The 23,029-nt window shown below is 65.8% G+C and carries 22 protein-coding genes; 6 read left to right on the top strand and 16 right to left on the bottom strand.

The window, feature by feature from the left end:
• The first annotated feature begins 47 nt into the window (after nt 1-47).
• Entirely contained in the window at nt 48-1,520 is a 1,473-nt protein-coding gene (locus ACRECS_RS15390) for a glycosyltransferase family 39 protein (protein ID WP_431583830.1), read from the top strand.
• Here ACRECS_RS15390 and ACRECS_RS15385 read toward each other — a convergent pair.
• Genes ACRECS_RS15385 through ACRECS_RS15375 form a run of 3 tightly spaced genes read right to left on the bottom strand, consistent with a single transcriptional unit; the run spans nt 1,507 to nt 4,179 of the window.
• Nucleotides 1,507-2,709, bottom strand: a complete 1,203-nt coding sequence (locus ACRECS_RS15385) for a glycosyltransferase (RefSeq protein WP_431583829.1) — start codon at nt 2,707-2,709, stop codon at nt 1,507-1,509. The genes ACRECS_RS15390 and ACRECS_RS15385 overlap by 14 nt on opposite strands.
• A gap of 4 nt (nt 2,710-2,713) precedes the next feature.
• Nucleotides 2,714-3,256 carry a DUF2141 domain-containing protein gene (locus tag ACRECS_RS15380; protein WP_431583828.1) on the bottom strand — a complete coding sequence of 181 codons (543 nt, stop codon included), beginning with the start codon at nt 3,254-3,256 and terminating at the stop codon, nt 2,714-2,716.
• The gene (locus tag ACRECS_RS15375; RefSeq protein WP_431583827.1) at nt 3,253-4,179 is read right to left on the bottom strand and encodes a hypothetical protein; all 927 of its coding nucleotides are present in this window, start codon (nt 4,177-4,179) and stop codon (nt 3,253-3,255) included. The genes ACRECS_RS15380 and ACRECS_RS15375 overlap by 4 nt, the downstream gene beginning before the upstream one ends.
• Nucleotides 4,180-4,372: 193 nt before the next feature.
• On the opposite strand from ACRECS_RS15375, the gene ACRECS_RS15370 reads away from it, so the two are divergent.
• Nucleotides 4,373-5,458, top strand: a complete 1,086-nt coding sequence (locus ACRECS_RS15370; RefSeq protein ID WP_431583826.1) for a glycosyltransferase — start codon at nt 4,373-4,375, stop codon at nt 5,456-5,458.
• Nucleotides 5,459-5,461: 3 nt separating this feature from the next.
• Here the strand turns inward: ACRECS_RS15370 and maiA are convergent, their stop codons facing one another.
• Genes maiA through pyrE form a run of 6 tightly spaced genes read right to left on the bottom strand, consistent with a single transcriptional unit; the run spans nt 5,462 to nt 9,849 of the window.
• Nucleotides 5,462-6,091 carry a maleylacetoacetate isomerase gene (maiA, locus tag ACRECS_RS15365; protein ID WP_431583825.1) on the bottom strand — a complete coding sequence of 210 codons (630 nt, stop codon included), beginning with the start codon at nt 6,089-6,091 and terminating at the stop codon, nt 5,462-5,464.
• Nucleotides 6,088-7,182 carry an AI-2E family transporter gene (locus ACRECS_RS15360; RefSeq protein ID WP_431583824.1) on the bottom strand — a complete coding sequence of 365 codons (1,095 nt, stop codon included), beginning with the start codon at nt 7,180-7,182 and terminating at the stop codon, nt 6,088-6,090. The genes maiA and ACRECS_RS15360 overlap by 4 nt, the downstream gene beginning before the upstream one ends.
• The gene (lepB, locus tag ACRECS_RS15355) at nt 7,179-8,078 is read right to left on the bottom strand and encodes a signal peptidase I (RefSeq protein WP_431583823.1); all 900 of its coding nucleotides are present in this window, start codon (nt 8,076-8,078) and stop codon (nt 7,179-7,181) included. Before lepB ends, ACRECS_RS15360 begins: the two co-directional genes overlap by 4 nt.
• On the bottom strand, nt 8,078-8,503 hold the full coding sequence (gene acpS, locus ACRECS_RS15350) for a holo-ACP synthase (RefSeq protein WP_431583822.1): 426 nt from the start codon (nt 8,501-8,503) through the stop codon (nt 8,078-8,080). Before acpS ends, lepB begins: the two co-directional genes overlap by 1 nt.
• 39 nt (nt 8,504-8,542) lie before the next feature.
• A complete protein-coding gene (locus ACRECS_RS15345; protein WP_431583821.1) occupies nt 8,543-9,271 on the bottom strand; it encodes a pyridoxine 5'-phosphate synthase in 729 nt (242 codons plus the stop codon).
• Entirely contained in the window at nt 9,268-9,849 is a 582-nt protein-coding gene (gene pyrE / locus ACRECS_RS15340; RefSeq protein WP_431583869.1) for an orotate phosphoribosyltransferase, read from the bottom strand. The genes ACRECS_RS15345 and pyrE overlap by 4 nt, the downstream gene beginning before the upstream one ends.
• A gap of 219 nt (nt 9,850-10,068) precedes the next feature.
• Here pyrE and coxB point away from each other — a divergent pair, with 219 nt between their 5' ends.
• From coxB to ACRECS_RS15325, 3 genes are all read left to right on the top strand, one after another.
• Nucleotides 10,069-11,256, top strand: coding sequence for a cytochrome c oxidase subunit II (gene coxB / locus ACRECS_RS15335; protein WP_431583820.1), 1,188 nt, complete (start codon nt 10,069-10,071; stop codon nt 11,254-11,256).
• A 3-nt stretch (nt 11,257-11,259) separates the two neighbouring features.
• Complete coding sequence (gene ctaD, locus ACRECS_RS15330) at nt 11,260-12,948, top strand: cytochrome c oxidase subunit I (protein WP_431583819.1); 1,689 nt, start codon at nt 11,260-11,262, stop codon at nt 12,946-12,948.
• 129 nt (nt 12,949-13,077) lie between these two features.
• Complete coding sequence (locus tag ACRECS_RS15325) at nt 13,078-14,073, top strand: glycosyltransferase (RefSeq protein ID WP_431583818.1); 996 nt, start codon at nt 13,078-13,080, stop codon at nt 14,071-14,073.
• Here ACRECS_RS15325 and ACRECS_RS15320 read toward each other — a convergent pair.
• The 6 genes from ACRECS_RS15320 to ACRECS_RS15295 form a co-directional block, all read right to left on the bottom strand.
• Complete coding sequence (locus ACRECS_RS15320; protein ID WP_431583817.1) at nt 13,984-15,273, bottom strand: hypothetical protein; 1,290 nt, start codon at nt 15,271-15,273, stop codon at nt 13,984-13,986. The two genes, ACRECS_RS15325 and ACRECS_RS15320, sit on opposite strands and share 90 nt — an antisense overlap.
• Complete coding sequence (locus ACRECS_RS15315) at nt 15,270-16,250, bottom strand: hypothetical protein (protein WP_431583816.1); 981 nt, start codon at nt 16,248-16,250, stop codon at nt 15,270-15,272. The genes ACRECS_RS15320 and ACRECS_RS15315 overlap by 4 nt, the downstream gene beginning before the upstream one ends.
• 38 nt (nt 16,251-16,288) lie before the next feature.
• On the bottom strand, nt 16,289-19,180 hold the full coding sequence (gene lanM, locus ACRECS_RS15310; RefSeq protein WP_431583815.1) for a type 2 lanthipeptide synthetase LanM: 2,892 nt from the start codon (nt 19,178-19,180) through the stop codon (nt 16,289-16,291).
• 152 nt (nt 19,181-19,332) lie between these two features.
• Complete coding sequence (locus ACRECS_RS15305; RefSeq protein WP_431583814.1) at nt 19,333-19,731, bottom strand: hypothetical protein; 399 nt, start codon at nt 19,729-19,731, stop codon at nt 19,333-19,335.
• 96 nt (nt 19,732-19,827) lie between these two features.
• Entirely contained in the window at nt 19,828-20,235 is a 408-nt protein-coding gene (locus ACRECS_RS15300; protein ID WP_431583813.1) for a hypothetical protein, read from the bottom strand.
• A 172-nt stretch (nt 20,236-20,407) separates the two neighbouring features.
• Nucleotides 20,408-20,815, bottom strand: a complete 408-nt coding sequence (locus tag ACRECS_RS15295; protein ID WP_431583812.1) for a Nif11-like leader peptide family natural product precursor — start codon at nt 20,813-20,815, stop codon at nt 20,408-20,410.
• Nucleotides 20,816-20,917: 102 nt separating this feature from the next.
• On the opposite strand from ACRECS_RS15295, the gene ACRECS_RS15290 reads away from it, so the two are divergent.
• Nucleotides 20,918-22,183 (top strand): hypothetical protein, encoded by a 1,266-nt coding sequence (locus ACRECS_RS15290; RefSeq protein ID WP_431583811.1) that lies wholly within the window; start codon nt 20,918-20,920, stop codon nt 22,181-22,183.
• A gap of 139 nt (nt 22,184-22,322) precedes the next feature.
• On the opposite strand, the gene ACRECS_RS15285 is transcribed toward ACRECS_RS15290, so the two are convergent.
• The gene (locus ACRECS_RS15285; protein ID WP_431583810.1) at nt 22,323-22,673 is read right to left on the bottom strand and encodes a GNAT family N-acetyltransferase; all 351 of its coding nucleotides are present in this window, start codon (nt 22,671-22,673) and stop codon (nt 22,323-22,325) included.
• Between the last annotated feature and the right edge of the window lie 356 nt (nt 22,674-23,029).

Genomic DNA, 23,029 nt, shown 5'->3' with positions numbered 1-23,029 from the left:
GCCGCGCTGGCTAAGGCTGCGCCAGTCCTTCATAAAACGAAAGAGCCATGCGCCCCAGCCCGGTTTCGCCCCTGATGTCGCTACGCGGGTGGCTTAGCGCGGCTGCGCTGATCTTGGTGCTTCTGGCGCTGGCCCGGCCGCTTGATCATGACGAGAGCCAATATGTCGCCGCAGCCGTGCTCGCCGCGCACGGCAATCTGCCCTATCGCGATTTCGCCTATCTGCAGGTGCCGTTGCAGCCGATCGTGTTCGCCCCGCTCGCCTGGCTGTTCGGCGAATGGGCCTGGCCTGGCCTGCGCGTCGTCAATGCGCTGCTCGGCACCGCCGCGATCGCATTCGTCTATCGCGGCGCGCGCGAGGGCGGCGCGGCGGTCCGCCCGGCCTTGCTCGGTGCCGGCCTGTTCGCCTGCACCGACATAATGTTGTTCAGCATCGGCACGGCGCGCAACGACGCGTTGCCGGTCGCCTTGCTTGCCGCTGCGTTGCCGCTGATCATGCGCGCCGCGAACGATCGGGGGACACGCTGGGCCGCGTTACTCGCCGGATTGCTCCTGGCGGCGGCGGCGGCGGCGAAGATCTCCTATGCGCTGCCGGCGACGGCTTACGGTATCTATGCGCTTCTGGATCGTCGTCACCGTCCGCTCTGGGTTGCCGTCGGCACACTGCCGATCATGGCATTCGTGGCGGCCAGCGCCAGCTGGAATCCGCATGGCTTCATGTTTGGGGTGTTCGAATTCCCCGCCTTTGCCCCGGGTCAATATTATCGCGACCGCCCGTGGAAGATGTCGTGGCTGGCCAAGCTGCTCGACACGCTCAAATTCCTCGCGCTTGGCCCCGCCCTGATCGGGTTGCTGCTGACCAGCCGGGTGCGTTGGCGAGGAAAATGGGGGCTTGCTCGGTCAGGACGAGCGATCGACTGGATGCTCTGGGCGGGGATCCTTGCCGCGCTCCTCCCTTTCCCGACCTGGCGGCAATATCTGCTACCGATCCTGCCGCCCCTGTTCGTGCGCCTTGCGATCGGCTGGCACGTCGGCCCGCCGGGCAAGCGGACGCGGATCGCGCTGGTGGTGTTCGCCTGTGCCGGCCTTGCTCCCTCGGTCGAGGCGCTCGTTCGCGCAGTACCCGGCGTGCCGATGATCGAGGCGATGCGGCAAGGCAAGGCGATCAGCGCGGCGATGGATGCGGGAGGCGTGACCGGCCCGGTCGCGACGCTCTCACCGCAATTCCTGCCGGCGACCCGGCGGCTGCCCGACCCGCGCTTTGCCGCCGGCCCGTTCTATTTCCGCAGCCATGATCCGGTCGCGTTGAAGATCGAAGCGGTCGACCGGCTCGTGTCGCGCGGCACGCTGGCGGCGCATTTCGCCCGGCCGCCCGCTGCAATCCTGATCGGGGGTGAGGGCAAATGGACCAGCGGCGAGGCCGCCCAGGATCAGGCGCTGGAGGATTGGGCGAAGCGGAACGGCTGGCGGCAGATGCCGGTCGAGGGCGGACGCTTCCGCCTTTATATCAAGCCGCCTTGAGCGCCGGTCCAGCGCGCTTGGCCGCGACCAGATCGGCATAATAGGCCATCAGTTCCTCGGTATGCTCGCGATCGCTGCGTACCTTGCCGGCGGCCACCACCGCCGCACGGCGCACCAGCTTGCGGTCGCGCGCATAGAAACGCTCGATCGCCGCGGCGCAGGCGGCCGCATCACGCGCGGTGTAGAGTTCCGACGCCAGCGGATCGGCGATCTCGGCACAGCCGCCGGTATCGGGTGCGATCAGCGGCAAGCCGGCCGCCATCGCCTCCGACGCGACCAACCCAAAGGGTTCGGCCTCCGATCCATGGATCAGCGCATCGCAGCTTGCCATGATCCGGGCGAGCCGCTCGCGGTCATAGACCGGGCGGAACATGCGGATATGCGGGCTCCCCGCAATGGTCTTTTCGATCTTGCGGCTGGCGACGCCGGTGCCGAGCAGGATCATGCCGACCGGGATGCTCGATCCGGCGCGTGCCACCGCGTCGGCGACCAATTGCCAGCGCTTTTCCGGATGATGCCGGCCAAGCCCGAGCAGCAGCAGCCCCTCGGGCGGCAGGTCGCACTGTGCAAGCAACCGCTCGCGCAGCCTCTCGTCGCGGAAATCGGGCGAGAAATGGCTGCGCTCGATCCCCAGCGGCATCGCCGCATCGATCCGTACCCCGCGCGCCCTTAACCGCTTTTCCAGTGCCGGCCCGTTGGTGACGACCGCGTCATAATTGTCGAGGAAGCGGCTCATATACCGGCTGTACCAAGCAAAGGCGCGCTCGATCCGGTCGTGCGGCGCGAGCCCCTCGAACCAGCGCAGCGCATAGGCTGCCACATTGTCGTTGTGCATGAAGAACACCTTGGCGGCGTCATGCGCGGGATCGGGTTGCCATTGCCCGACGATCCAGGCCGGGCGCCAGGGCGACGACGCCTCGACCAGGTCGGGCTTCAGCTCGTCGAGCAGCCGGACAATCGGATCAGCGTCCCAGAACAACCCGTAATTGCTGTCGAACGGCAGGCGCGATGCCTTGACATAGATGATCTTGCCGCCGCCGGGGCGTTCCTCGACCAGGTCTTCGCGGCCCGCGGCAATGACGATCAGTTCATGCCCGAGATCAGCCATGATGCCCATCTTGCGATCGATATAGGTGCGCACCCCGCCACCGGTCGGCGAGTAGAACTCATTGACGTCGACGATGCGCATTGGCTCAATCGCCCTTCATCGGCGAGAAACCACCCAGGCCGCGCAGGTATTGCGCGCGGATCTCGGTCGTTACCACACCATTGGGCACGTTGATCAGCGCCTGCGGCAATTTCGGGCGCGACCGGCCGAGCTTCTGGTTGCTTGGAAAGCCGGCACCGTCGGACCAGAAGTCGAACTTGTTCTTGCCGTCGCGATTATGCGTGAAGAGCAAGGCGTAGCGGCCCGGGCGCGGCGCCCTGATGCACACCGACACCGCGCCCGTTTGCGGGGTTGCCACGCGCACGCGGCGAAAGAATTTGCCCTGCTTGATCAGGTCGCGATCGTCCTTGAGGAAATCCTCCTCGGTCGCGGGATAGAGCTCGAGCTTGAGCTCGCCGATGCGATCCTTCAGCCCGATGATATTGGCGCGGATCGCCGGGCCGCCGCCGCCGATGCAGGCCGCAGCGTCGCTGCCGATCACGCTCGCCTGCGCATCCGCATCGTTCGCAGGAAAGGCCGTCGCCGCCACGCCGAGCGCGGTCAATGCGACTGCCAATTGCGACTTCATATCTTCTTCCTCACCAGGCCGTACAGGCCGAACGATCCGATCAGAACGACATGGACCAGCAGCGTCAACGCCGCGCTGAACGCCACCAGTTCCGACAGGGCCTGATCCTGGCCGATGAATATGATCGCGAAGTTGGCGAAAAGAAGGTCTTTGTTCGGCACCAGCGGCAAGCGCGACACCAGCAGGCGCGCAGCGGCGAGGAATAGCCACATCCAGACCGACACCGTCGGCAGCGCGAAATGCCAGGCCAGCGCGATCAGCACTGAGCCCGCGGTCAGGCGGAGGCAATGGATCATGAAGACCCACCACAGGGTCCGACGCGGCAGCGAGAAGACTTTTTTGGAAAAGACCAGGAAGGGCAGTGAAATCGCGAAGACGACTGCCGCTGAGCCGCCCAGCGTCTGCAACTGCGCTTCGCTGAGCAGGTTGATGCCGAGCGGCAGGGCCAGCGCGATCATCAGCAAGGTGATGCCGTTACCGGCGATCGCCGACAGGATGGTGACGTCCTTCACTGCACCGAACGGCGCCGCGATCATCTGCGCGCGCTGCCGTGCCCAGGTGTAGAAATAGGCATCGCCCGAATAGCCGATCACGACTTCGTTCGCGATCCGCTTCTTGAGCAATGCGGCATAGCCTTGCCCGACCGGAATACCCCATAATTTGCGGAAGATGATCAGATCGCCGGTCGGCGGCGACATGTAGAGCAAGCCGAAGAACAGGTAGAATAAGGGACTCGCGGGGACCATCCGGCTCAGCCCGGCCAGTCCCGACCCGAACAATTCGTGGCCCAGCCCGACGACCATCGCCACCGTCAATACCGCGCCGATGATCGTCGGCCAGCGGCTCTTGATCGTCTGCAGCGGCTCAAGCCCCGCGAGATCAGGGGCAAGCGGTAGGGAAGCCTCGGCGATGCTCGTGCTCATGGAAGCTCCACTTGTGGGGATGGTCACTGGGGAAAACGTCCGCTGTTATCGCACAGTTCCAAGACGGAGCACCGCGCGCATAGCCGCAAAATTGCCGCACCGCAACATGGTATGCGGCAAAGCGAATTCAAGCAGTGGTTGGATTGGGGATTTCCTTTGACGCACGGCAGCGCGTCGGGAACTGTCCCGATTCATGCCCACTTCGCCATCCACCACCGCCCGACACATACTGACCTATGCCCAGTCCTGGCGCGGCGGCGGGGTGGAGCGCGTACAGTTGCGGCTGTTGCGCGACTGGGTCGCGGCAGGGCGGCGGGCGACATTGGTGATCGGCGATCCGAACGGGCCGCTTGCCGCCGAACTGCCCGACGGGGTCGAGACGATCGCCCTCGGGTCCGCCGGGTATCGCCGTCTGCTGACCGCCGTGCCGCGGCAAGTCGCGCGGCTGCGGCCGGATCTGATCTTCTGTCCCGGCAATCATTATACCAGCGTCGCCGCCGCGACCCGGCTGCGGCTCGGCAGCGTTTGTCCGCCGATCGTCGCCAAAGTGTCGAACGCGATGGTTCGCCCCGATCAGCATTTCCCTGTCGCGCAGGGCTATCGTGCGTGGTTGCGGCTGCATCCGTACTTCATCACCCATGTCGTGGCGATGACCCCGGCAATGGCCAGCGAGGCCACTACCGCGATGGGCATGCCCGCCGGCCGGATTAGCGTCATTGCCAATCCCCCGGCGCGCGCCATTCCGGGTGCGGTCACGCCTGCTTTGCCCAACGGGCGTTTCCTGCTCGGTGTCGGACGGCTCGAGCCCCAGAAGCGCTGGGAGCGGCTGATCGATGCCATGCCGCAGCTAGACCCGACAATCGCGCTCGTCATTCTCGGCGAAGGCGGCCAGCGGCCGGCGCTGGAGGCACAGATCGCGGCTCTTGGCCTGAGCAATCGGGTCAGCCTGCCCGGCCACGCCGCTGATCCGCTTCCCGTCATCGCGCGCGCGGCCGTGGCGGCATTGGTTTCGGATTTCGAAGGCGTGCCGGGCGTGCTGCGCGAAGCGCTGGCGCTCGGCACGCCGGTGGTCACGACCGACTCGAGCATCGCGGTGCACGAGATCGTGACCGGCCCGGCGCTCGGCACGATCGTGCCGGCGGGCGATCCGGCAGCGTTGATCGCCGCGCTCGGTCACTGGCTCGCGCCGGGCCGCGCCCGCCCTGTCGCCGTACCGCAGCCGGGCGAAAATGCCGGGAGCGACTATCTGGCGCTGTTCGACCGGCTGGTCGAACGATAGCGTTCAGGCGGGCGGCTTGACCCGGTCTGGATGCGCCGCCGCAATCTCCGGCACGGTGGCCGCCGCGGCATCCGCCGCCACCAGTTTTGGATAGGCCGCGAGATCCATCTCCAGCCGCCGCGCATTGTACATCTGCGGCACCAGGCAGACATCGGCGAGATTGGGCGATTCACCGCCGAGATGCCGCCCATCCCCCGCCAGCAGTTCGAGCGCGTTGAATCCCTCATAAATCCAGTGCCGGTACCAGTCGTCGCGCGCGGCTTGGTCAGCGCCGAACTGGCTCTGCAGCCGTTTCATCACGCGCAGATTGTCGATCGGATGGATGTCGGCGGCGATGATCAGCGCCTGAGCAAGGACATGCGACCGCGCCAGTGCGTCGCGTGGCACCAGCAGCGGATCGGGCCGCGTCGCGTCGAGATAATCGATGATCGCAAGACTTTGCGTCAGCACCGCGCCGTCGATTTCGAGCGTCGGCACGAACCCTTGCGGGTTGCGCGCCAAATGCTCGGGCGCCCGCTGTGCCCCTTCGAGCAGGGCGATGTCGTGGCGCTCATAAGCGACATGCTTCAATTCGAGCGCGATGCGCACACGGTAGGAGGCCGAGGACCGCCAATAATCGTGCAGCAGGATCATACCACCGTCGTTCCCGCCGATTCCGCATCTTCCTCCTCGGAGCGTTCGGAGCTGCGTTCGAGCGCGACCTTGATCATCGCCGTCATCGGATCGGCCAGCGCCAGTCCCATCACGCCGAACAGCGCGCTGGCGAGGATCTGCGCACCGAGGGTCAGCGCCGGCGGCAGATCGACCGTACGTTTCGCGACCATTGGAATGACGACATAGCCGTCGAACGTCTGCACCGCGAAATAGGTGAAGATCGCCCATAGCCCGGTATCCACCCCGGCGCTGAAGCCGACCGAGACCATCAGCACGCCGCTGACGAACGCGCCGATATTGGGGATGAAGGCAAGGATGCCGGTGATGATGCCGAGCAGCATCGCCATCGGCACGCCGCCGATCGCCAGCACGATCCAGGTCAGCACACCTTCGAACGCCATGCCGGCAAGCCGCCCGGCGAGCAGGCGGCGCATTGTCACGCCCATGCGCTGCAGCGTGATGGCGAACTCGCGACGGCTGTCCATCGGGATCATCCACTGCACGCCGCGTTCATAGACCCGGGGGTCCATCGCCAGGAACAGGCCAATGATCAGCACCATGAACAGGCTGGTCATGGCGCCCGCCGCCGTGCCGACAAAGGAGGTGAGCCGGCCGACCGACCCCATCGCCTGTTGCAGGATACTGTTGAGGTCGGACCGGCCGGGCATGACGCCCATTTGCGACAGCCAGTGGGTAACGCGGTTGAACTGTTCGACCAGCGTCGATTGCAGCTGTGTGACCTGCTGCACGACCTGGACGCCGGTCATGTAAAATGTTCCGCCGAGGAAGGCGACGACCAGCACGACGACGATCAGCAGCCGCCAGCCGCGCCCGATCTTGAGCACCCGCCCGAGCAGGCGCACACCGCCATCGAGCATCGACGCGAACACCAGCCCGGCAAAGATGATCAACAATGGCTGAATCAGCAGGACGACCAATGCCATGGCCGCGGCAAGGCTCAGCCAGACCGTCGCGCGCTTCAGTTCTGCACGAATGATCGGATCGCGCACCTCATGCGGGCTGGCCCCGGTGACCAGGTCGATACCGTCATGAGGGCGCTGATCGGTCATTTCTTTTCTTCCCGCGGATGCAGCGATGTGCCGGCGCGGCCCGACCGCAGTGACCCCCACCAGGTCAGCGGGTTCCAGGACGCCGCGCCATCCAGCGAGAAGGTGATGAATTCGGCACGGCCGCCGACATATTCCCATGGCACCGGGCCACCAAGGCCGAGATCGGGTTCGCCGAGCCGGAAGCGGCTGTCCGAACTGCGATCGCGATTGTCGCCCATCAGGAAGACATGTTTGTCGGGAATGGTGATCGGGCCGTAATTGTCGCCCGGGCTGTCAGGTTGCAGATCGACCGTTTCGTAGCTGCGGCCATTGGGCAATGTCTCGGTGACGAGCGGCAGGCGGCAGAAGCTCTTGCCGTCCTTGTCGGTCTCGAGCGCGCCGGGATATTGGCCGGGGTCGCAGGTCGCGTTGGGATCGACCGGGATGCGCGCCTCATGCAGCGGCCCGCGCTTGATCGCGACGCCGTTCAGAAACACCACGCCGCCGCGTACCTGCAGCCGATCGCCGGGCAGGCCGATGATGCGCTTGATATAATCGGTCTTGGTCCCCGGCGGGGTAACGATGACGACATCGCCGCGTTCCGGCATGCGGCCGAACAATCGCCCGGGGAAGAAGGGCAGCAAATGGAAGGTCGGCGACACGAACGACCAGCCATAGGGATATTTGGTCACCACCAGCCGGTCGCCGACAAGCAGGCCCGGCAGCATCGATTCGGACGGGATATAGAAGGGCTTGGCGATGAAGCTGTGGAAGCCGAGCACCGCCAGCACCAGCCAGACGATGCCCTTGGCCTCGTCCCACCAGCTGGTCTGCGGCTTGCCGGCCTTTGACGGCGGTTCCGTCCCAGCTTCCTCTACCGGCTGGTTTGCGTCCAACGCCAAATCCTCGGCCGCCATTACTTTTCCTTGCCATTATCGTCTTGGATGGCGATGGCCTCGATGATCACAAAGGCCTGCGCCCAGGGATGATCGTCGGTCATCGTCAAATGTACTGTCGCGACGTGGCCCGCAGGGGTTAAGGCGTCAAGTCTCGCCTTGGCCCCGCCGGTCAACGCGAGCGTCGGCGCACCCGACCGCGCATTGACCACGCCGATGTCCTTCATGAACACGCCGGCCTTGAAGCCGGTGCCGACCGCCTTGGAATAGGCCTCCTTGGCGGCGAAGCGCTTGGCCAGCGTACCAGCCTTGGTGAAGGGACGCCGCGCCGCCTTGGCGCGCTCGACCTCAGTGAAGACGCGCAGCTCGAACCGCTCGCCGAACCGGTCGAGCGACGCCTGGATCCGCTCGATGCTGCACAGATCGGAACCGAGCCCGATGATCATCTCAATCCTCCCTGGTCCAGGGAGAATGAAGAAAGCCCCTCACCGTGCCGCGTCCATCGCTGCGCGCATGGCGCGGACCGCTTCGCCCAGTCCGACGAACATCGCCTCGCCGACCAAAAAATGACCGATGTTCAGCTCGCGCACCTGCCGGATCGCAGCAATCGGGGCGACATTGTCGTAGGTCAGGCCATGGCCGGCATGGACCTCGATCCCGTTCTTCGCCGCCAGTGCTGCTGCATCCGCCAGGCGGCGCAACTCCTCGGCCTGCGCTTCGCCGGCCAGTTCGGCATAGCGCCCGGTGTGCAGTTCGACGACGGGAGCGCCGAGCCGGAGCGCGGCATCGATCTGCCGGGCATCGGGCTCGACGAACAGGCTGACCCGGATGTTCGCGTTTCCGAGGCTCGCAACCAGCGGCGCGAGATGGTTGTGCTGGCCGGCCGCGTCGAGCCCGCCCTCGGTGGTACGCTCTTCACGCTTTTCTGGCACAATGCAGGCGGCGTGCGGCCGGTGGCGCAGGGCGATGGCCAGCATCTCATCGGTCGCGGCCATTTCCAGGTTGAGCGGAATGGTCAACGCATCGGACAGCCGCGCAATATCGTCGTCGGTGATGTGCCGCCGGTCCTCGCGTAGATGCGCCGTGATCCCGTCCGCGCCGGCCTCGGCCGCAAGCAACGCCGCGCGCACCGGATCGGGATAGCCCGCGCCGCGCGCGTTCCTGACCGTTGCGACATGGTCGATATTGACCCCCAACCGGAGCTGATCGGTCATGCTGCGCGGCTTCCCGGTTTGATCGCCGTGACCGCCGCCAGTTCGGGAGGCAGCGCATCGGCGGCATAGGTCGGCACGTCGAGCCGGATCAACGGGTAGAAGGGCACGCCGAGATCCGCGCTGCCGTTCGAGCGATCGACCAAGGCGGCAGCCGCGACGGTCACGCCGCCGGCCCGACCGATCGCGGCGATCGCTTCGCGCGACGAAAGGCCGGTGGTCACCACATCCTCCATCATCAGCACGCGTGTGCCGGGCGCAAGGCGGAATCCGCGGCGCAGCTCGAACACGCCCTCGGGCCGCTCCAGGAACATCGCCTCGACCCCCAGCGCGCGCGCCATCTCATGCCCGGCGATCACCCCGCCCATCGCCGGCGAGACCACCGCCTGAATCGAGTCGCGAACATCGCCAGGGAGTTGCGCGGCAACCGCTTCGGCCAGCCGCGCGCCGCGCGCCGGGTCCATCAGCACGCGCGCGCATTGCAGGTAGCGCGACGAGCGCAAACCGGACGACAAGATGAAATGCCCCTCAAGCAGTGCTTCCGCGGCACGGAATTCTGCGAGAACCTGGTCTTCGGTCATGGCTTTGGTCATGGTGGGGCCCTTTCGTCGGGGCTCAAATAGGGGGGCGGACACCCCAAGCGCAACGTCATGGGCAAAAAAGCCGCTCGCAAGCTTGAGACACGCGAGGGTCACGCGTATAGGCCCGTCACAAACGGGCGTATTTCCGCCCAGCGTCACCCTGTCCAACAAGGGGTGGCGTAGTCGCGGGGCCAAGATTTTTAGGCCAAGATTTCGGGGATGACGACACTGATGCGTATAACGGGGTTGAAATCGATCGTACTGGCGGCAGGCTTGCTGCTGGCAGGGGCTGGCCATGCCGCGCCGCCGACCGCAACGGCGCCAGTTGCAACGGTGCCTGCCGCACCGACGGTCACCGCACCGGCTGCCACCGCGCCCCAGGCTACGACGGTCGCGGCGCCCGCTGCGGCTGCCCCTGCGACTGCCAAGCCGGCCGATCCGGCCCTTGCACAGGATGGCGCACCTGCGCTGGCTCCGAAAGCGGGCATCGGCCAACCGGTTGACGGCCATTGGGGCATTCAGCCGCAGGTCACCAAGAATGGTGAGCGCGCGCACTGGTTCCACGACGCGATCCTGGTCCCCGTGATTACGGTGATTTCGCTGTTCGTCCTCTTCCTGCTGTTCTGGGTGATGTACCGCTACCGCGCCGCCGCCAACCCGGTGGCGTCGAAGACCTCACACAATACTTTTATCGAGATCGTCTGGACGCTGGCGCCGGTGGTCATCCTGGTGCTGCTCGCGGTACCGTCGATCGGCCTGCTTCAGGCACAGTATAAGCCGGCCCCGACCAATGCGATCACACTCAAGGCGATCGGCAACCAATGGTATTGGTCGTATCAGTATCCCGATAATGGCGGATTCGAAGTGACCGCCAATATGCTCAAGGAAAAGGATCAGGTCGCCCCGGGCGAGCGGTTCCGCACCGATGCGGACGGCCCCCGCCTGCTCGCCGCCGACAACCGTGTCGTCCTGCCGGTCGGCGTGCCGATCCGCCTGATCACCACCGCCAACGACGTGATCCACAGCTGGGCGGTTCCCGCCTTCTGGATCAAGCTCGACGCGGTCCCCGGCCGCCTCAACGAGACCAGCTTCACCATCGACAAGCCAGGCGTCTATTTCGGCCAGTGTTCGGAACTGTGCGGCGCGCGTCACGGCTATATGCCGATCGCGGTCGAGGCGGTGTCGCCGGCAGACTTCGCAAAATGGGTCAAGGCTAAGGGCGGCACGCCCAAGGGCGCGAAGCCGGATGCTGCTCCCGCAGCCGCGGCTCCAGTAGCCGCCCCGGCTGCAGCCGGTACAGCGCCAATCGCCAACACCACAGGTCCGGTCGAGAATGCGACCAGCGCCGCCCCCACCACCACTCAGGGCGCGACGGCTAACACCGCCGCCGCCGGCACCGGACACTAAGACATGACCGATACCGCCATTCACTCATCCGCATTCGACGCGCATGGCCACAGCCATGGCCATGATCACGCGCACGACGGCGATCACAAGCCCGGCTTCTTCGCGCGCTGGTTCATGTCGACCAACCACAAGGATATCGGCACGCTGTACCTGATCTTCGCGATCTTCGCGGGGATCGTCGGCGGCTCGATCTCGGGCCTGATGCGCGCGGAGCTGATGCATCCGGGCATCCAGTATCTCGGCACCTGGGTCCATTATCTGCCCGGCGGCGAGGCCGGTCTCGACCACTCGCTCCATCTGTGGAACGTGCTGGTTACCGCGCACGGCCTGATCATGGTGTTCTTCATGGTCATGCCGGCGATGATCGGCGGCTTCGGCAACTGGTTCGTACCGATCATGATCGGCGCGCCGGACATGGCCTTTCCGCGCATGAACAACATCTCGTTCTGGCTGCTGGTGCCCGCCTTCTCGCTGCTGCTCGCCTCACCCTTCTTCGGCGGCGCCGGCAATGGCTGGACGCTCTATGCGCCGCTCTCCACCTATGGCGAGCCCGGGCCGTCGACCGACATGGCGATCCTGTCGCTCCATCTCGCCGGCGCGAGCTCGATCCTCGGCGCGATCAACTTCATCACTACCATCTTCAACATGCGCGCGCCGGGCATGACCCTGCACAAGATGCCGCTTTTCGTGTGGTCGGTGCTGGTCACCGCCTTCCTGCTGCTGCTCGCGCTGCCGGTGCTCGCGGCCGCCATCACCATGTTGCTGACAGATCGCAATTTTGGCACGACCTTCTTCGATCCGGCCGGCGGCGGCGACCCGATCCTCTACCAGCATCTGTTCTGGTTCTTCGGTCACCCCGAAGTGTACATCATGATCCTGCCGGGCTTCGGCATTGTCAGCCAGGTCATCGCGACCTTCTCGAAAAAGCCGGTCTTCGGCTATCTCGGCATGGCCTATGCGATGGTCGCGATCGGCGTGGTCGGTTTCGTCGTGTGGGCGCACCACATGTTCACCACCGGCCTCAGCGTAAACACCAAGATGTACTTCACCGCCGCGACGATGGTCATCGCGGTGCCGACCGGCATCAAGATCTTCTCCTGGATCGCGACGATGTGGGGCGGCTCGCTGAGCTTCAAGACGCCGATGGTCTGGGCGATCGGCTTCATCTTCATGTTCACGGTCGGCGGCGTGACCGGCGTCGTGCTCGCCAATGGCGGCGTCGACGATTACATGCAGGACACCTATTATGTGGTGGCGCATTTCCACTACGTTCTGAGCCTCGGCGCGGTGTTCAGCCTGTTCGCGGGCTTCTATTACTGGTTCCCGAAAATGTCGGGCCGGAACTATAACGAGCTCCTCGGCCAGCTGCACTTCTGGATATTCTTCATCGGCGTGAACGTGATGTTCTTCCCGATGCACTTCCTCGGCCTGCAGGGTATGCCGCGCCGTATGCCCGATTATACCGACGGCCTCGCCTATTGGAACCATATCGCGACGGTCGGCTACATGATCATGGCTGCCTCGATGATTATCTTCTTCGTCAATCTGTTCTGGTCGCTGGCCAAGGGCAGCAAGGCGGCCGACAATCCCTGGGGCGAAGGTGCGACGACGCTGGAATGGACGCTGTCCAGCCCGCCGCCCTATCACCAGTTCGAGACGCTCCCGGTGATCGACGACGGCGGTCATCACTGAGGCTAACGATCTACGAACAACGAAACGCCCCGGTGATGAGCCGGGGCGTTTTGCTTATGGGGCGTTTGCGGAAGCCGGCTGGACAGCTACGGTGCGCCAATGACCCCGCGCCCGCACAACCAGAGCAGGATGTTGTTCATCCGTGAGGTGCGGCGGCCGACCGGCGGCAATATCAAGGTGCGCGATTATTTCGGACACGCAGCGGCGCATCCCGGCATCGACGCGACGGTCTGGTTTCCGCCAGGCTCGAACCATCAGTCGAATGACATCTGGGCGGGGCTGCCGGCCGATCACCTTGCCGCGACACCGGATATGAGCGGCATCAGCTTTGTCTGCATCAACGGCAAGGACTGGCCGCTGCTCCCTGACGATACCGCTGCAGCGGAGATCATCCATTTCGTCCAGCATCCCGGCTATCTCGCCGACCCGGTGCTGCGCGGCTATCTCGAGCGGCCGGCACGGCGGATCTGCACCACCCCCATACTGGCCGATCAGATCGCGCCGGTGGCGAACGGGCCCATCCATGTCGTGCCGATCGGCCTTCACCCTGCCTGCGCCGCGGCGCACCGTCCACGCAAGCGCCACCGCATCACCATCCTCGGCGCGAAGCAGCCGGAGTTCGCGGCGCGATTGGACAAGCGACTGCGTGCACTCGGTCATGAGCCTGAGTTGCTCGATGGTCGCTGGCGCCCGCATGCCGAGCAGGTCGGCATCATCCGCGCCACCGATGTGCTGGTCGCGCTGCCCAACCGGGTCGAGGGTTTCTATCTGCCGGCGCTGGAAGGCATGGCGGCCGGATGCATCGTCATTTGCAGCGACGTGGCCGGCACTTACGGCCATTGCATCGCGGCGGAGACCTGCCTTCAGCCACCGTTCGGCGATCTCGATGCGCATGTCAGGGCAGTGTTGCGTGCAATTGACGATCGGGGCTTGCGCGCTCGCCTGATACGCAACGGACGAGAAATGGCGTCCCGTCATTCCATGCCGGCGGAGCGGCGCGCCTTTCACGCCGTGCTCGACCTGGCACTTGCCGCGTCAGGCGACCAGCGTAGCAGCGGCGCTGAAAAACCCGTGCTTGGTGAGCGTACTGGGCGTGAGACGCCGACCCAGCGCGCTGCGCTGTAACCGCCGCCCCAGTTCCTGAAGCTCCGCAACCACATTCGCCGGATCGACCAGCGCACCATCCACAGACCCGATGAATTCTAGCTCGATCTGATCGAGCGTGCGCCCATCAGGTGCGAAGCATTGGTCGACGCTGATCAGATAGGCGCGGCCACCGGGCAGGGCGAAGGGCAGCTTGGTCTGGGTCTTTTCGAACATGGCGAGGCACGTCCAGCCGCGATCAGCCAGAAAATCGGCGATCGGCACCGCAACACCATCACGGTCGGTGGTGCGCGAGGCGATGGTATCGCGCAACAACACTCCGCCGAGGGCGCGGCTGTTGCGCTTGCGCTTTTCGGACAATCGCCCAGACGGCGTTTCGACCACAGTGCAGGCGTCGCTGCTCAGGCGGTCGCGACAGAGATGATAGCGGCGCACCCGCTCGATCCGGTGCGGCGGCGGGAGAAGCGGCCGCACATCGCCGAGCGCCAGCACCACGGCGTCGATCACGGTGTCGTCGATCCCGCCCTGCAGGTCGAATTTGAGCTCGGCTTCGGGAAAACCCCCAGGTGCGGAGACGAGCTTGTCGCGCAGCATATCCTGGAACAGCAGTTCGAGTGCGCGATTGGGCCGGCGCCTAACCAGATGATCGGCATCGACCGCGATGCGCACATCATCGACCCAAGCTTGTGTCGGTCCCTTGAATTCGATCCGCGGCCCCAATTGCCCAAGCAGCCTGACCTCGCCATCCGCAGCGAGCCGGAACAGGTGCCGGTCGAGATCGACCGTCACACGCCGCGCCTCGGCCTCCGGTCCGGACGATGCGGCATCGGCCAGGCTGTGATGGAGCCGCTCCGAAACCCGCACCGATAGCGGCCGATAACGCGTGCCAGCGACCAGCAGTTCGCCGTCTGGCCAGCGCAGCATCGCGGACCCGAGCGAACGCATCGCTCCGGATTGCGCCTTGCGCTGGAGCTTGCCGTGCAGCCCGCCCTGCAACAGCACGGCAATCGCCCCGGCCGAGACGGTCGCCAGGTCGCCATAGGCGCGCAGGCGGATGATCGCGCCGAGATCGATCTCCTCCTCCCCCGCGGGGTGCAGGAATGCGGTCATGGTGTGCCTGAACGGACGCGCGATGAGCGGGAAACGAGCGAGCCCGGTGCGCGCCGCGGCCAGGTCAGCCGCGAACAGGTCGCCACGCCACTCGATCCGCGCGTCGCTCATATCCACCGCGCTGACCGTGGATCGCCGCGCACATAGAATGCCGCAAGATATGCCTTTGCCCGCACCTCGCCCTCTGGTTCGGCGACCAGCTTGAGATGCGCAACCGACCGCATCGCCCGCCCTCGTGCGGCCGGGCCGAGTAGCGCATCGAGACTGCGCAGCGGTTCCGGCCAGGGCGGCCCATCCGTATCCGTCTCGTCGGCCCAGATCAGGATCGCAGCGGCTTCGGCGGCACTACACAGGTCATATGCTTCGAGGCGGTGAAGCAGCGCGGCCACCGCTTGTTCGGGCGGCGGCATATAGAGCTCGATCCCGATCCGCGGCGACAATGCGGTGCCGAATTCGAGCGCAAGGATCAGCGACAGGGGAAGGCCGTCGATGATCGACAACAGGCGATCGAGCGCGGCCAGCGGCCCGGCGCCGCACCCCGCCGCCACCGCATAACGGCGCAGCGGCGCGGCGGACGAGGCGCCGATATTGACACGGATCGGCCGACCTTCCCGGCCCAGCATCGCGCCGACATGAGTGATCCAGCTTTCGTCCGGCACCTGCGCCGCAGCGGCACACTTGAGCCAGTCGCGCATCGATGCCGGCATATGTCCAAGCAGCCCGGCCGCCAACGCAACCAGCGCCGCATCGGTCAGCGCCGGGCTGAGCGGTACGGTGAAGAATAAGGCGGGCGCCGCCGTGTCGCCGTCCGGATCATATTCCAGGCCCAGATCATATTCCAGGCACAGCGCACCTGACGCGGCAGGAATCGCTGCCAGATCGAGCTCCGCAGGCAGGCGGGCCGGGTGACCGATGCTGAGATCGACACACCCCGACCCTGGCCCCAGATGACGCTCGAACAACAGGAAGCGCGCCGACGGCAGGCGATGGCATAAGGCACGCAACCGGTCGATCGCCGCTGCATCGAACAAAGGCGGTACCAGCGCCGGTGCCAGACGGTCGAGCATCACGCCGACCGTCGGCGTCACGCCTGCGCTCAATTCGCCCGGACTCAATTCATCCGGGCTCAATTCCATGTCAGGACCGTCGGCAGCCGCCCCGGCGCGGCGAGGCGCAGCAATGTATAACCAATTCCGGCCAGGCCACTGAACAGGCCAGGCTTCAGACGGTCGGGCGCGTCATTGACGTCGAGCGCGAACGATCCCGTTTCGCGCCAGCGTGCAAGACGGGCAAGTGCAATTGCGCTTGCCTGCGCATGAAGCATGGGCCGATCGAGCACGCGTCCCGCCTCGGTCAGGAAATCGATTCGCCCGAAATTACCGCAGCACAGATGGTCAATCGGACCGACGCCATTGCTCAGCGTCGCCGCGATCGCGGTTTCGACATCCTCCAGCACCTGCGGATCGGCATAGAGGTCGAGCATGGCGAGGCGCGCCGCGCCGATGCCCGGCGCGCCGTGGCACCACATCACCGAACAGGGCAGCCGACCGGTTTCCGGCTCGGGCGGGAAGCGCAGGTCGGGCCAATTGCCTGCCGCCGGATCGAACAGGCCGCGCTCGAACGCGATCGCCTCGCCGGCCGTCCGTCCGAATGCCGCATCGCCGGTCGCACGCTCGAGGCGGGCGAGCGCCAGAGCGAATCCGGCAGCACCATGCGACATGCCCAGCGTGCGCGGCAGCTCGGCCCATTGCTGCATCAGACGCCGGCCGGCGGCGGTCGCCCGATCGATCAGGTCCGGCGCGCCGGTACGCCGATGAAGCGCCAGCAGCGACACGATCGCGCCGGCGGTGCCGTACAATATGTCGGCATGAGGATCGGCGGCAATCGCTGCATCGTCGATGTCGCGGGCGATCCGCGCCGCATTGGCCAGCAGCGACTCGTCGCCAAGCAGATCGGCACAGCGTGTCAGCGCATAAACCAGCGACCCGAGACCATCGCCGGCGCCGATCCCGATGATCCGTCCCGCCGCCGCATCCGGCGCACGCAGATCGAACGTGCGGATCGGTGCCAGTGCCGCATGGGCCGCGTCGCGCAGATCGTCGCGCGCGCCCAGCGCCGCGGCCGCGGCGAGGAACAGTGCGATGCCGGCATTGCCCTCATAAAACCCATGGCCGAGCCGTTGTGGTGCGTAGCAATCGGCAGCCTTGTAATAATGCAGGCCGATCCACTGCGCAGTCCCCCGGTCGACGCCGTGGGCGGTGGCGGCGATCCGGTCGGCGATCTCCAGCGCGGCCTGCATCAGCGCATCCGCCGGATCGCCCGCACCCGGCACCGGCACCGGCACGCGGTCGCCATCGGTCGTCCCGCGCCGGGTGCGGGCCGCAGCGATGCTCGCGCCAATCAACGCGACTTGCCGCGCGAGATCGGGCGCGCCGAGCCGGTCGAACCGTTCGAGCATATCGGGATAGGCACAGCGCAGCCCTGGCGCATCGACCGTTGCGCCATCGCATGCGGTTACCGTCACGCCCGAAGTATCAACCGCGAAATAGGGAATGTCGCGCCGTTCCAGCGCCGCGATCTCGGCCTCGCGCAGCTGGGCCCAATGCGGGTCGGCCGCATTGACCAGCGCCGGCAACTGCTCGAAATGCGCGCGGTACGCAGCGAAGCTTTCAAGGCAATGGGGCACGAGGCTCTTCTGCAGCATGGTGCCGTATTGCATCGTCCCGCGCACCACGAAGCGCGCCCGTGCCGCGCCCAGGGCGCGGAGTTCGGCCGATTCCTTCAAGGCATCGCGCCGCTCGACCAGACTCCGGTACATCGTGGCGAAGCCGTCGCTCAATGCGTTGAGGTCGATCTCTCGACTCTCGGAAGCCTCGGCATCGAGTGTTGCCGGCTCGCTCGCCAGCGTCATCGCATCGGTGTTGATCGCGCGCCACCGCTGGCGTGCGAAATTGCCGCGTACTGCGCCGCGCCGGCCAAGTGCGCTGACATCGCAGGCCCCGTCGCCATCGGGCGCATGGATCCAATAAGGCAGGAGCCCTGGTCGCATCACGCTGTCCCAAGCCCAGGGGTCTCCGAGATGCGCGCGGTCGACCGGCCGGTCCGACAATGCCGGATGCAGTGCGGTCTCGGCATCGATCATCACCAGTTCGCCGCCGCGCACGATGAAATTCTCAAAATGGCAATCGGTCGCGCCGAGCAGATAGAGCACCGCCAGCAGCCGGCCCGAGGCGAAGTCGAGCTGTCGCTGCTCCCCGGGCGTGGCCGGCGCGACCGGCTCGACCGCCTCCATCCAGCCATAGTCGCCGCACGGCAGAAAGGCGGGCCTGGCCGCTAACGGTTCGCAGCACTGCCAAAAGGCGTGAAACGCGGCATCCAGCGTCAGGTCGCGCGGCTTGTAGACGATCGATAGGCCCGATTGGAACGCGAAGATCATCACCGCGCGGCCGTGCCGGTGCGGATCGGACAAGGTCAGATAGAGCGAGCGGATCGCACCGGGGTCTCCCTGCCGGCCCAGTGTCCGGCCGATCGCCGGCAGATCGGCGAGCAGGCGCCCCGCCGCCTCGACGAGATGGCCGTGGAAATGGCGGACCTCGGTGTCAAGCACATGCGCGAACACCGGATGGCTGTGCCGCAGACGTTCGAAACCGCCCGCCAGCATATCGGCGACAAAGCCGTCATAGCGAACGCGCGACGCGCCTTCATCGGGATTGGCCGCCCGCACCTCGCCATCAAGGAAGCGTGACAGCAAAGTGAAGCCCGGCGGCCGGCACTGGTTGAACGCGCCCAACAGCATCGGCACACTGCATGACACCAGACGGTGGAGCAGCGAGCGTTCGATCATCCCGGTCGCGGCTGGCGACAGCCGGGCGAGGAAAGCGGGGTACGTCTGCCCAAGCGCCGCCAGCAGCGCATCCATCGTCCGGCCGACCAACGGTGCAAGCACCTCCTCGAACGGCAGCGGCGTCGCGGGATCGACGCCCGGCGACACGCCGGCCGAGCGAGCGGAGACGGACATCGCCGGCGCCTGCGTCATCATGTCAGGCATGACCGGTCGATGATCGAGCCGAGGGACTTGCGCCGGCCGATCTTTGGACATGCAATGACGACATCACCAGCGGCGATCGGACAACGCCATCCCGCCATGACGGGCCAAACCAACTCTCGCGGTCAACGGCAGCTCGAATTATAAGGGTTCGCCGTGCACAGCGACTGGCAAGTGTTACCCAGCGTTTCCGAACTGCTGCTCGGAGGCTCGGTACCCACATTGGCGGCAACCACATCGTTGCGGCGCTGAATGAAGGCCTTGCACTGCTCCGGGGTGACCTCGATGCTGTGAGCCGCGCCGATGCCGATCAGGCGCTTGAAGAAGTCTTCGACATCCTCGGCGGCGTGCAGCACGTTCTGCAGCGGCGGGCTGGCCGCAATCTTGCGCTTCAGGTCAAGCAGCAAGGTGTTCAATTCGTCGCTCAGGCCTTCTCTGGCCGGCACGGCTTGCCCAGCCTGTTGCGACGCGGCGCTCGCGGCGCCGGCATGCGGATCGGAAGGATTCTGGTCGTCGCCACTCATCGCTTGCCTCCTCTAGTTGCCGTCTTCACCCGGACAATGCCAGTGCATCATTGTGCCCATGTCATGGCGGGCATGACGGGCCAAACCAATCCGCCGTCAGCAACCCGAATTATAGGGGTTTACCGTGCACAGCGACTGGCATGTATTGCCCTCGGTGCAGCCATTGGTCTGCGAACTGGGCGGGGGTTCAGTGCCGACATTGGCGGCAACCACATCGTTGCGGCGCTGAATGAAGGCCTTGCACTGCTCCGGGGTGATCTCGATGCTGTGAGCCGCGCCGATGCCGATCAGGCGCTTGAAGAAGTCTTCGACATCCTCAGCGGCGTGCAGCATGTTCTGTAGCGGCGGGCTCGCTGCGATCTTGCGCTTCAGGTCGAGCAGCAAGGCGTTCAATTCGTCGCTCAGGCCTTCACTGCCCGGCACGGCTTGCCCAGCCTGTTGCGACGCGGCGCTTGCGGCGCTCGCATGCGGATCGGTCGAAGGATTTTTTTCGTCACTACTCATCGTGCATCCCCATTGCCCCAATGCCGACCCGGGTCGCTTCGCCCGGTATGGCAGTTCGTTACGCATAGACAATGTTCACCGGCCGGGCGAGTCATAGATGGAACCGCTCCCGATGCATTTTGCCGCATCGGGAGCGATCCGCCGACACCCAGTCCTTCGTCCAATGCTATCGTCAGCAGGACGAATTATAGGGATTGTTGGTGCACAGCGTCTGGCAGGTATTGCCCTGAGTGCAGTTGTTGGTCTGCGAACTGGGCGGCGCTTCGGCGCCGAGATTGGCGGCAACCACATCGTTGCGGCGCTGCACGAATGCCTTGCCCTGTTCCGGGGTGAAATCGACGCCGTGATCGGCGCCGATCCCGACCAGACGCTTGAAGAAATCCTCGGCATCGTCGGCGGCGTGGAGCACGCTCTGCAATGCCGGGCTGGCCGCGATCTTGCGCTTGAGGCCGAGCAGCACCTCGTTCAGCTCGTCGCTCAAGCCGCCATCGGCGGGCACGGCTTGCCCGGCCTGTTGCGACGCGAGGTTCGCGGCCGTGGCGTGCGGGTCGGTCGATGGCTTCGGGTCGTCGCTGTTCATGGCCTGCATCCCCCCTGGTTGCCGCCGCCATCGGTACATGTTTGTACTCATTCCGGCGGTTCGTTACGCATAGACAATGTTCCGGCACCAATCGAGTCATAGATGAACCCGCCACCCTCGATGTGCCGCATCGTGCCGCCGCGCCTGCCGGTCGATCCGCCGAAGCGCGACCTGGCCGAGATCGATGCCCCGGACGGCGTTGCCGATCAGCTCGTGCGAGTGGCCACAGCGCGGGTCGTCCTGCTCGATCACGCCCTGCTTGCGCACGACATGCCGGCGCTGTCGGACGAAGCACTTGGCGCCGCTGGTCTGGATCCAGTCGTGACACGCGAAGCCTGGATGCTGGAACAGGCCGGTCTGGTGTCGCTGACTCAGGCCGCACAGGCCGAGGTCAACACCCCGATTGCCACGATCGGCGAACCGCGCCTGGTATGGCGGCCGCCGCGCTATGGTCGCGCGGCGGTACTGCGGGCCGATTGGCCGGGGAACAGCGGGCATCTGCTGCTCGACCTGAAGGGCGTCGGTCGCGGTGCGGGACATGTCCCGGCACGCGCGCATCATTCATCGGGACTCTGTTCGCTTCGCGAGGCGCTGCGCGAGGTGCTGATGGAAGCGATCATCGCCGCGATCCTGGCCCGCGCCGCACCGGATCTGTGGACCGTGCCGGCCTATGCCGTACTCGATCTCGGTTTCGATGCCCTGACTCATCGCGGCGAGCAGCTGCCCGCTGCCGTGCTGGTGCGCCGTGCCCATGCCCGCGACCAGGACGAGCCGGTGCTGCCGTGGCGCGGCTCGGCCGGCGAGCGCGTCCGGCTGGAGATCGAGCTGCTGCTGCGCGCTTATGGCCTGACCAGCAGCAATGCCGGATCGCGCTATCATCTGCGCGCGGCGGCGGATGGGCCGCGCATTGCCTATGTCGACAGCGCCTTCGAGCCGGTCGATCCACGCGTCCGGTCCGAGGTCGAAGCCATGCTCGACGGATCGGGCGACGCCACGTGCGACGGCATCAACATTCAACTCGCACGCCTCGACCGGCAGCCGGGGGTTCGCGCCCATATGGTCGATTTCGGCCATTACGAAGTCCGCCGGCGGTTCGACCGCGCGCTGGTCAGCATGGTGTGCGACGCGCCGCATCGCTGGGGCGCCTGCCTGACCCGGCGCGATTCGCCTCAGCCGGACCCGGCCCTCGCCGCCCCGCTCGCGCATTGGGCGCGGCAGGAGGCGTCGGCGGTCGGCAGCCTCTCGCGCAACAATTCCGATCCGCCGACACTCTGGGCAGACGCGACCGCCCGCGCATTTCGCACAGGGGAGATGTCGGGCGAGGATATTGCCGACGCGATCGCTCAAGCGACGGGGGAGATATTCTAGGGTCGAACTCATGGCTTGCCGCGCCTCCTGATCGCCCGGCGTCTCGCCCTGTTATCTCCTGTTTTCGGCATTATTTTTCCGCTCCTGTTATTGATAACAGGAGCGGAACAGGAGCACTTGGCCGGCTCTCACCCGACCGTCACAGTGCCGCATCCCGCAGTGTTGAATCGCCCTTGGCCGGCGTTCCGGTGCCATCGACAATGCTGGCGGAGGAGAAGAGCTGTCCCACTTCCCAGCCCATCATAGCGTAAAGCGCCCGTCCCTCTTCGGTGGCCACGAGCAGCTGGCGCGATTGCGGTGATCGTCGCACCGCGCCAAGCGCGGCCATGACGGCGCGGCCAAGGCCTTTCCGGCGGTGCCCGGCATCCGTCACGATCCGGTCGTACACAAATAGCCCATCCCATTCGGCGGCAAAGCCGCTCGCCGCGAGAGCGTCGCGATCGTCAAGGATGCGGATTTCAGTGGTCGGGCCGTCGGCATGAGTCTCCATCCGATACTCCGGCGATAACCCAATAGTGGCGGGCGGCGCATCGCAGGTCATCACATAGCCGACCGGGGACAGGCACCAATACGCGGGAAGCAGTGATGCGAGCTGTTCCGGGGGTCCGCACAGCTTCAGAAAAACGAGCGGTGCCGTAATCGATCGGCCCAGTTCGATCAGGCCGGGCCCGGCTCGGGCGAAGACATATCGCCGCAACTCAGCCGGCAGATTAGTATCGAGTCTCAGGCCGCCCCGGTCACGGACGGGCTGGGGGAGGCCTCGTGCCACGGATCGGGCGCGCAACCAGGGTTCGATCAGCGCGGGGTCGATCGCTGCGGCAGGTTCGGATTGCATACCCAAGGCTA

The organism is Sphingomonas sp., from assembly GCF_050725575.1.
Taxonomy (GTDB): domain Bacteria; phylum Pseudomonadota; class Alphaproteobacteria; order Sphingomonadales; family Sphingomonadaceae; genus Sphingomonas.
This window is presented reverse-complemented; position numbering and strand designations above follow the sequence as displayed.

Excerpts from the sequence above, each read along its gene's own strand:
- pyrE (WP_431583869.1), bottom strand. The coding sequence starts at position 9,849 with ATGACCGAAGACCAGGTTCTCGCAGAATTCCGTGCCGCGGAAGCACTG.
- ACRECS_RS15285 (WP_431583810.1), bottom strand. The coding sequence starts at position 22,673 with ATGGAGACTCATGCCGACGGCCCGACCACTGAAATCCGCATCCTTGAC.
- ACRECS_RS15300 (WP_431583813.1), bottom strand. The coding sequence starts at position 20,235 with ATGAGTAGTGACGAAAAAAATCCTTCGACCGATCCGCATGCGAGCGCC.
- maiA (WP_431583825.1), bottom strand. The coding sequence starts at position 6,091 with ATGATCCTGCTGCACGATTATTGGCGGTCCTCGGCCTCCTACCGTGTG.
- ACRECS_RS15390 (WP_431583830.1), top strand. The coding sequence starts at position 48 with ATGCGCCCCAGCCCGGTTTCGCCCCTGATGTCGCTACGCGGGTGGCTT.
- ACRECS_RS15305 (WP_431583814.1), bottom strand. The coding sequence starts at position 19,731 with ATGAGTGGCGACGACCAGAATCCTTCCGATCCGCATGCCGGCGCCGCG.
- ACRECS_RS15290 (WP_431583811.1), top strand. The coding sequence starts at position 20,918 with ATGAACCCGCCACCCTCGATGTGCCGCATCGTGCCGCCGCGCCTGCCG.
- ACRECS_RS15360 (WP_431583824.1), bottom strand. The coding sequence starts at position 7,182 with ATGACCGATCAGCGCCCTCATGACGGTATCGACCTGGTCACCGGGGCC.
- ACRECS_RS15320 (WP_431583817.1), bottom strand. The coding sequence starts at position 15,273 with ATGAGCGACGCGCGGATCGAGTGGCGTGGCGACCTGTTCGCGGCTGAC.
- acpS (WP_431583822.1), bottom strand. The coding sequence starts at position 8,503 with ATGATCATCGGGCTCGGTTCCGATCTGTGCAGCATCGAGCGGATCCAG.
- ctaD (WP_431583819.1), top strand. The coding sequence starts at position 11,260 with ATGACCGATACCGCCATTCACTCATCCGCATTCGACGCGCATGGCCAC.
- ACRECS_RS15325 (WP_431583818.1), top strand. The coding sequence starts at position 13,078 with ATGTTGTTCATCCGTGAGGTGCGGCGGCCGACCGGCGGCAATATCAAG.
- ACRECS_RS15380 (WP_431583828.1), bottom strand. The coding sequence starts at position 3,256 with ATGAAGTCGCAATTGGCAGTCGCATTGACCGCGCTCGGCGTGGCGGCG.
- ACRECS_RS15375 (WP_431583827.1), bottom strand. The coding sequence starts at position 4,179 with ATGAGCACGAGCATCGCCGAGGCTTCCCTACCGCTTGCCCCTGATCTC.
- lepB (WP_431583823.1), bottom strand. The coding sequence starts at position 8,078 with ATGGCGGCCGAGGATTTGGCGTTGGACGCAAACCAGCCGGTAGAGGAA.
- ACRECS_RS15345 (WP_431583821.1), bottom strand. The coding sequence starts at position 9,271 with ATGACCGATCAGCTCCGGTTGGGGGTCAATATCGACCATGTCGCAACG.
- ACRECS_RS15295 (WP_431583812.1), bottom strand. The coding sequence starts at position 20,815 with ATGAACAGCGACGACCCGAAGCCATCGACCGACCCGCACGCCACGGCC.
- coxB (WP_431583820.1), top strand. The coding sequence starts at position 10,069 with ATGACGACACTGATGCGTATAACGGGGTTGAAATCGATCGTACTGGCG.
- ACRECS_RS15385 (WP_431583829.1), bottom strand. The coding sequence starts at position 2,709 with ATGCGCATCGTCGACGTCAATGAGTTCTACTCGCCGACCGGTGGCGGG.
- ACRECS_RS15370 (WP_431583826.1), top strand. The coding sequence starts at position 4,373 with ATGCCCACTTCGCCATCCACCACCGCCCGACACATACTGACCTATGCC.
- lanM (WP_431583815.1), bottom strand. The coding sequence starts at position 19,180 with ATGTCCGTCTCCGCTCGCTCGGCCGGCGTGTCGCCGGGCGTCGATCCC.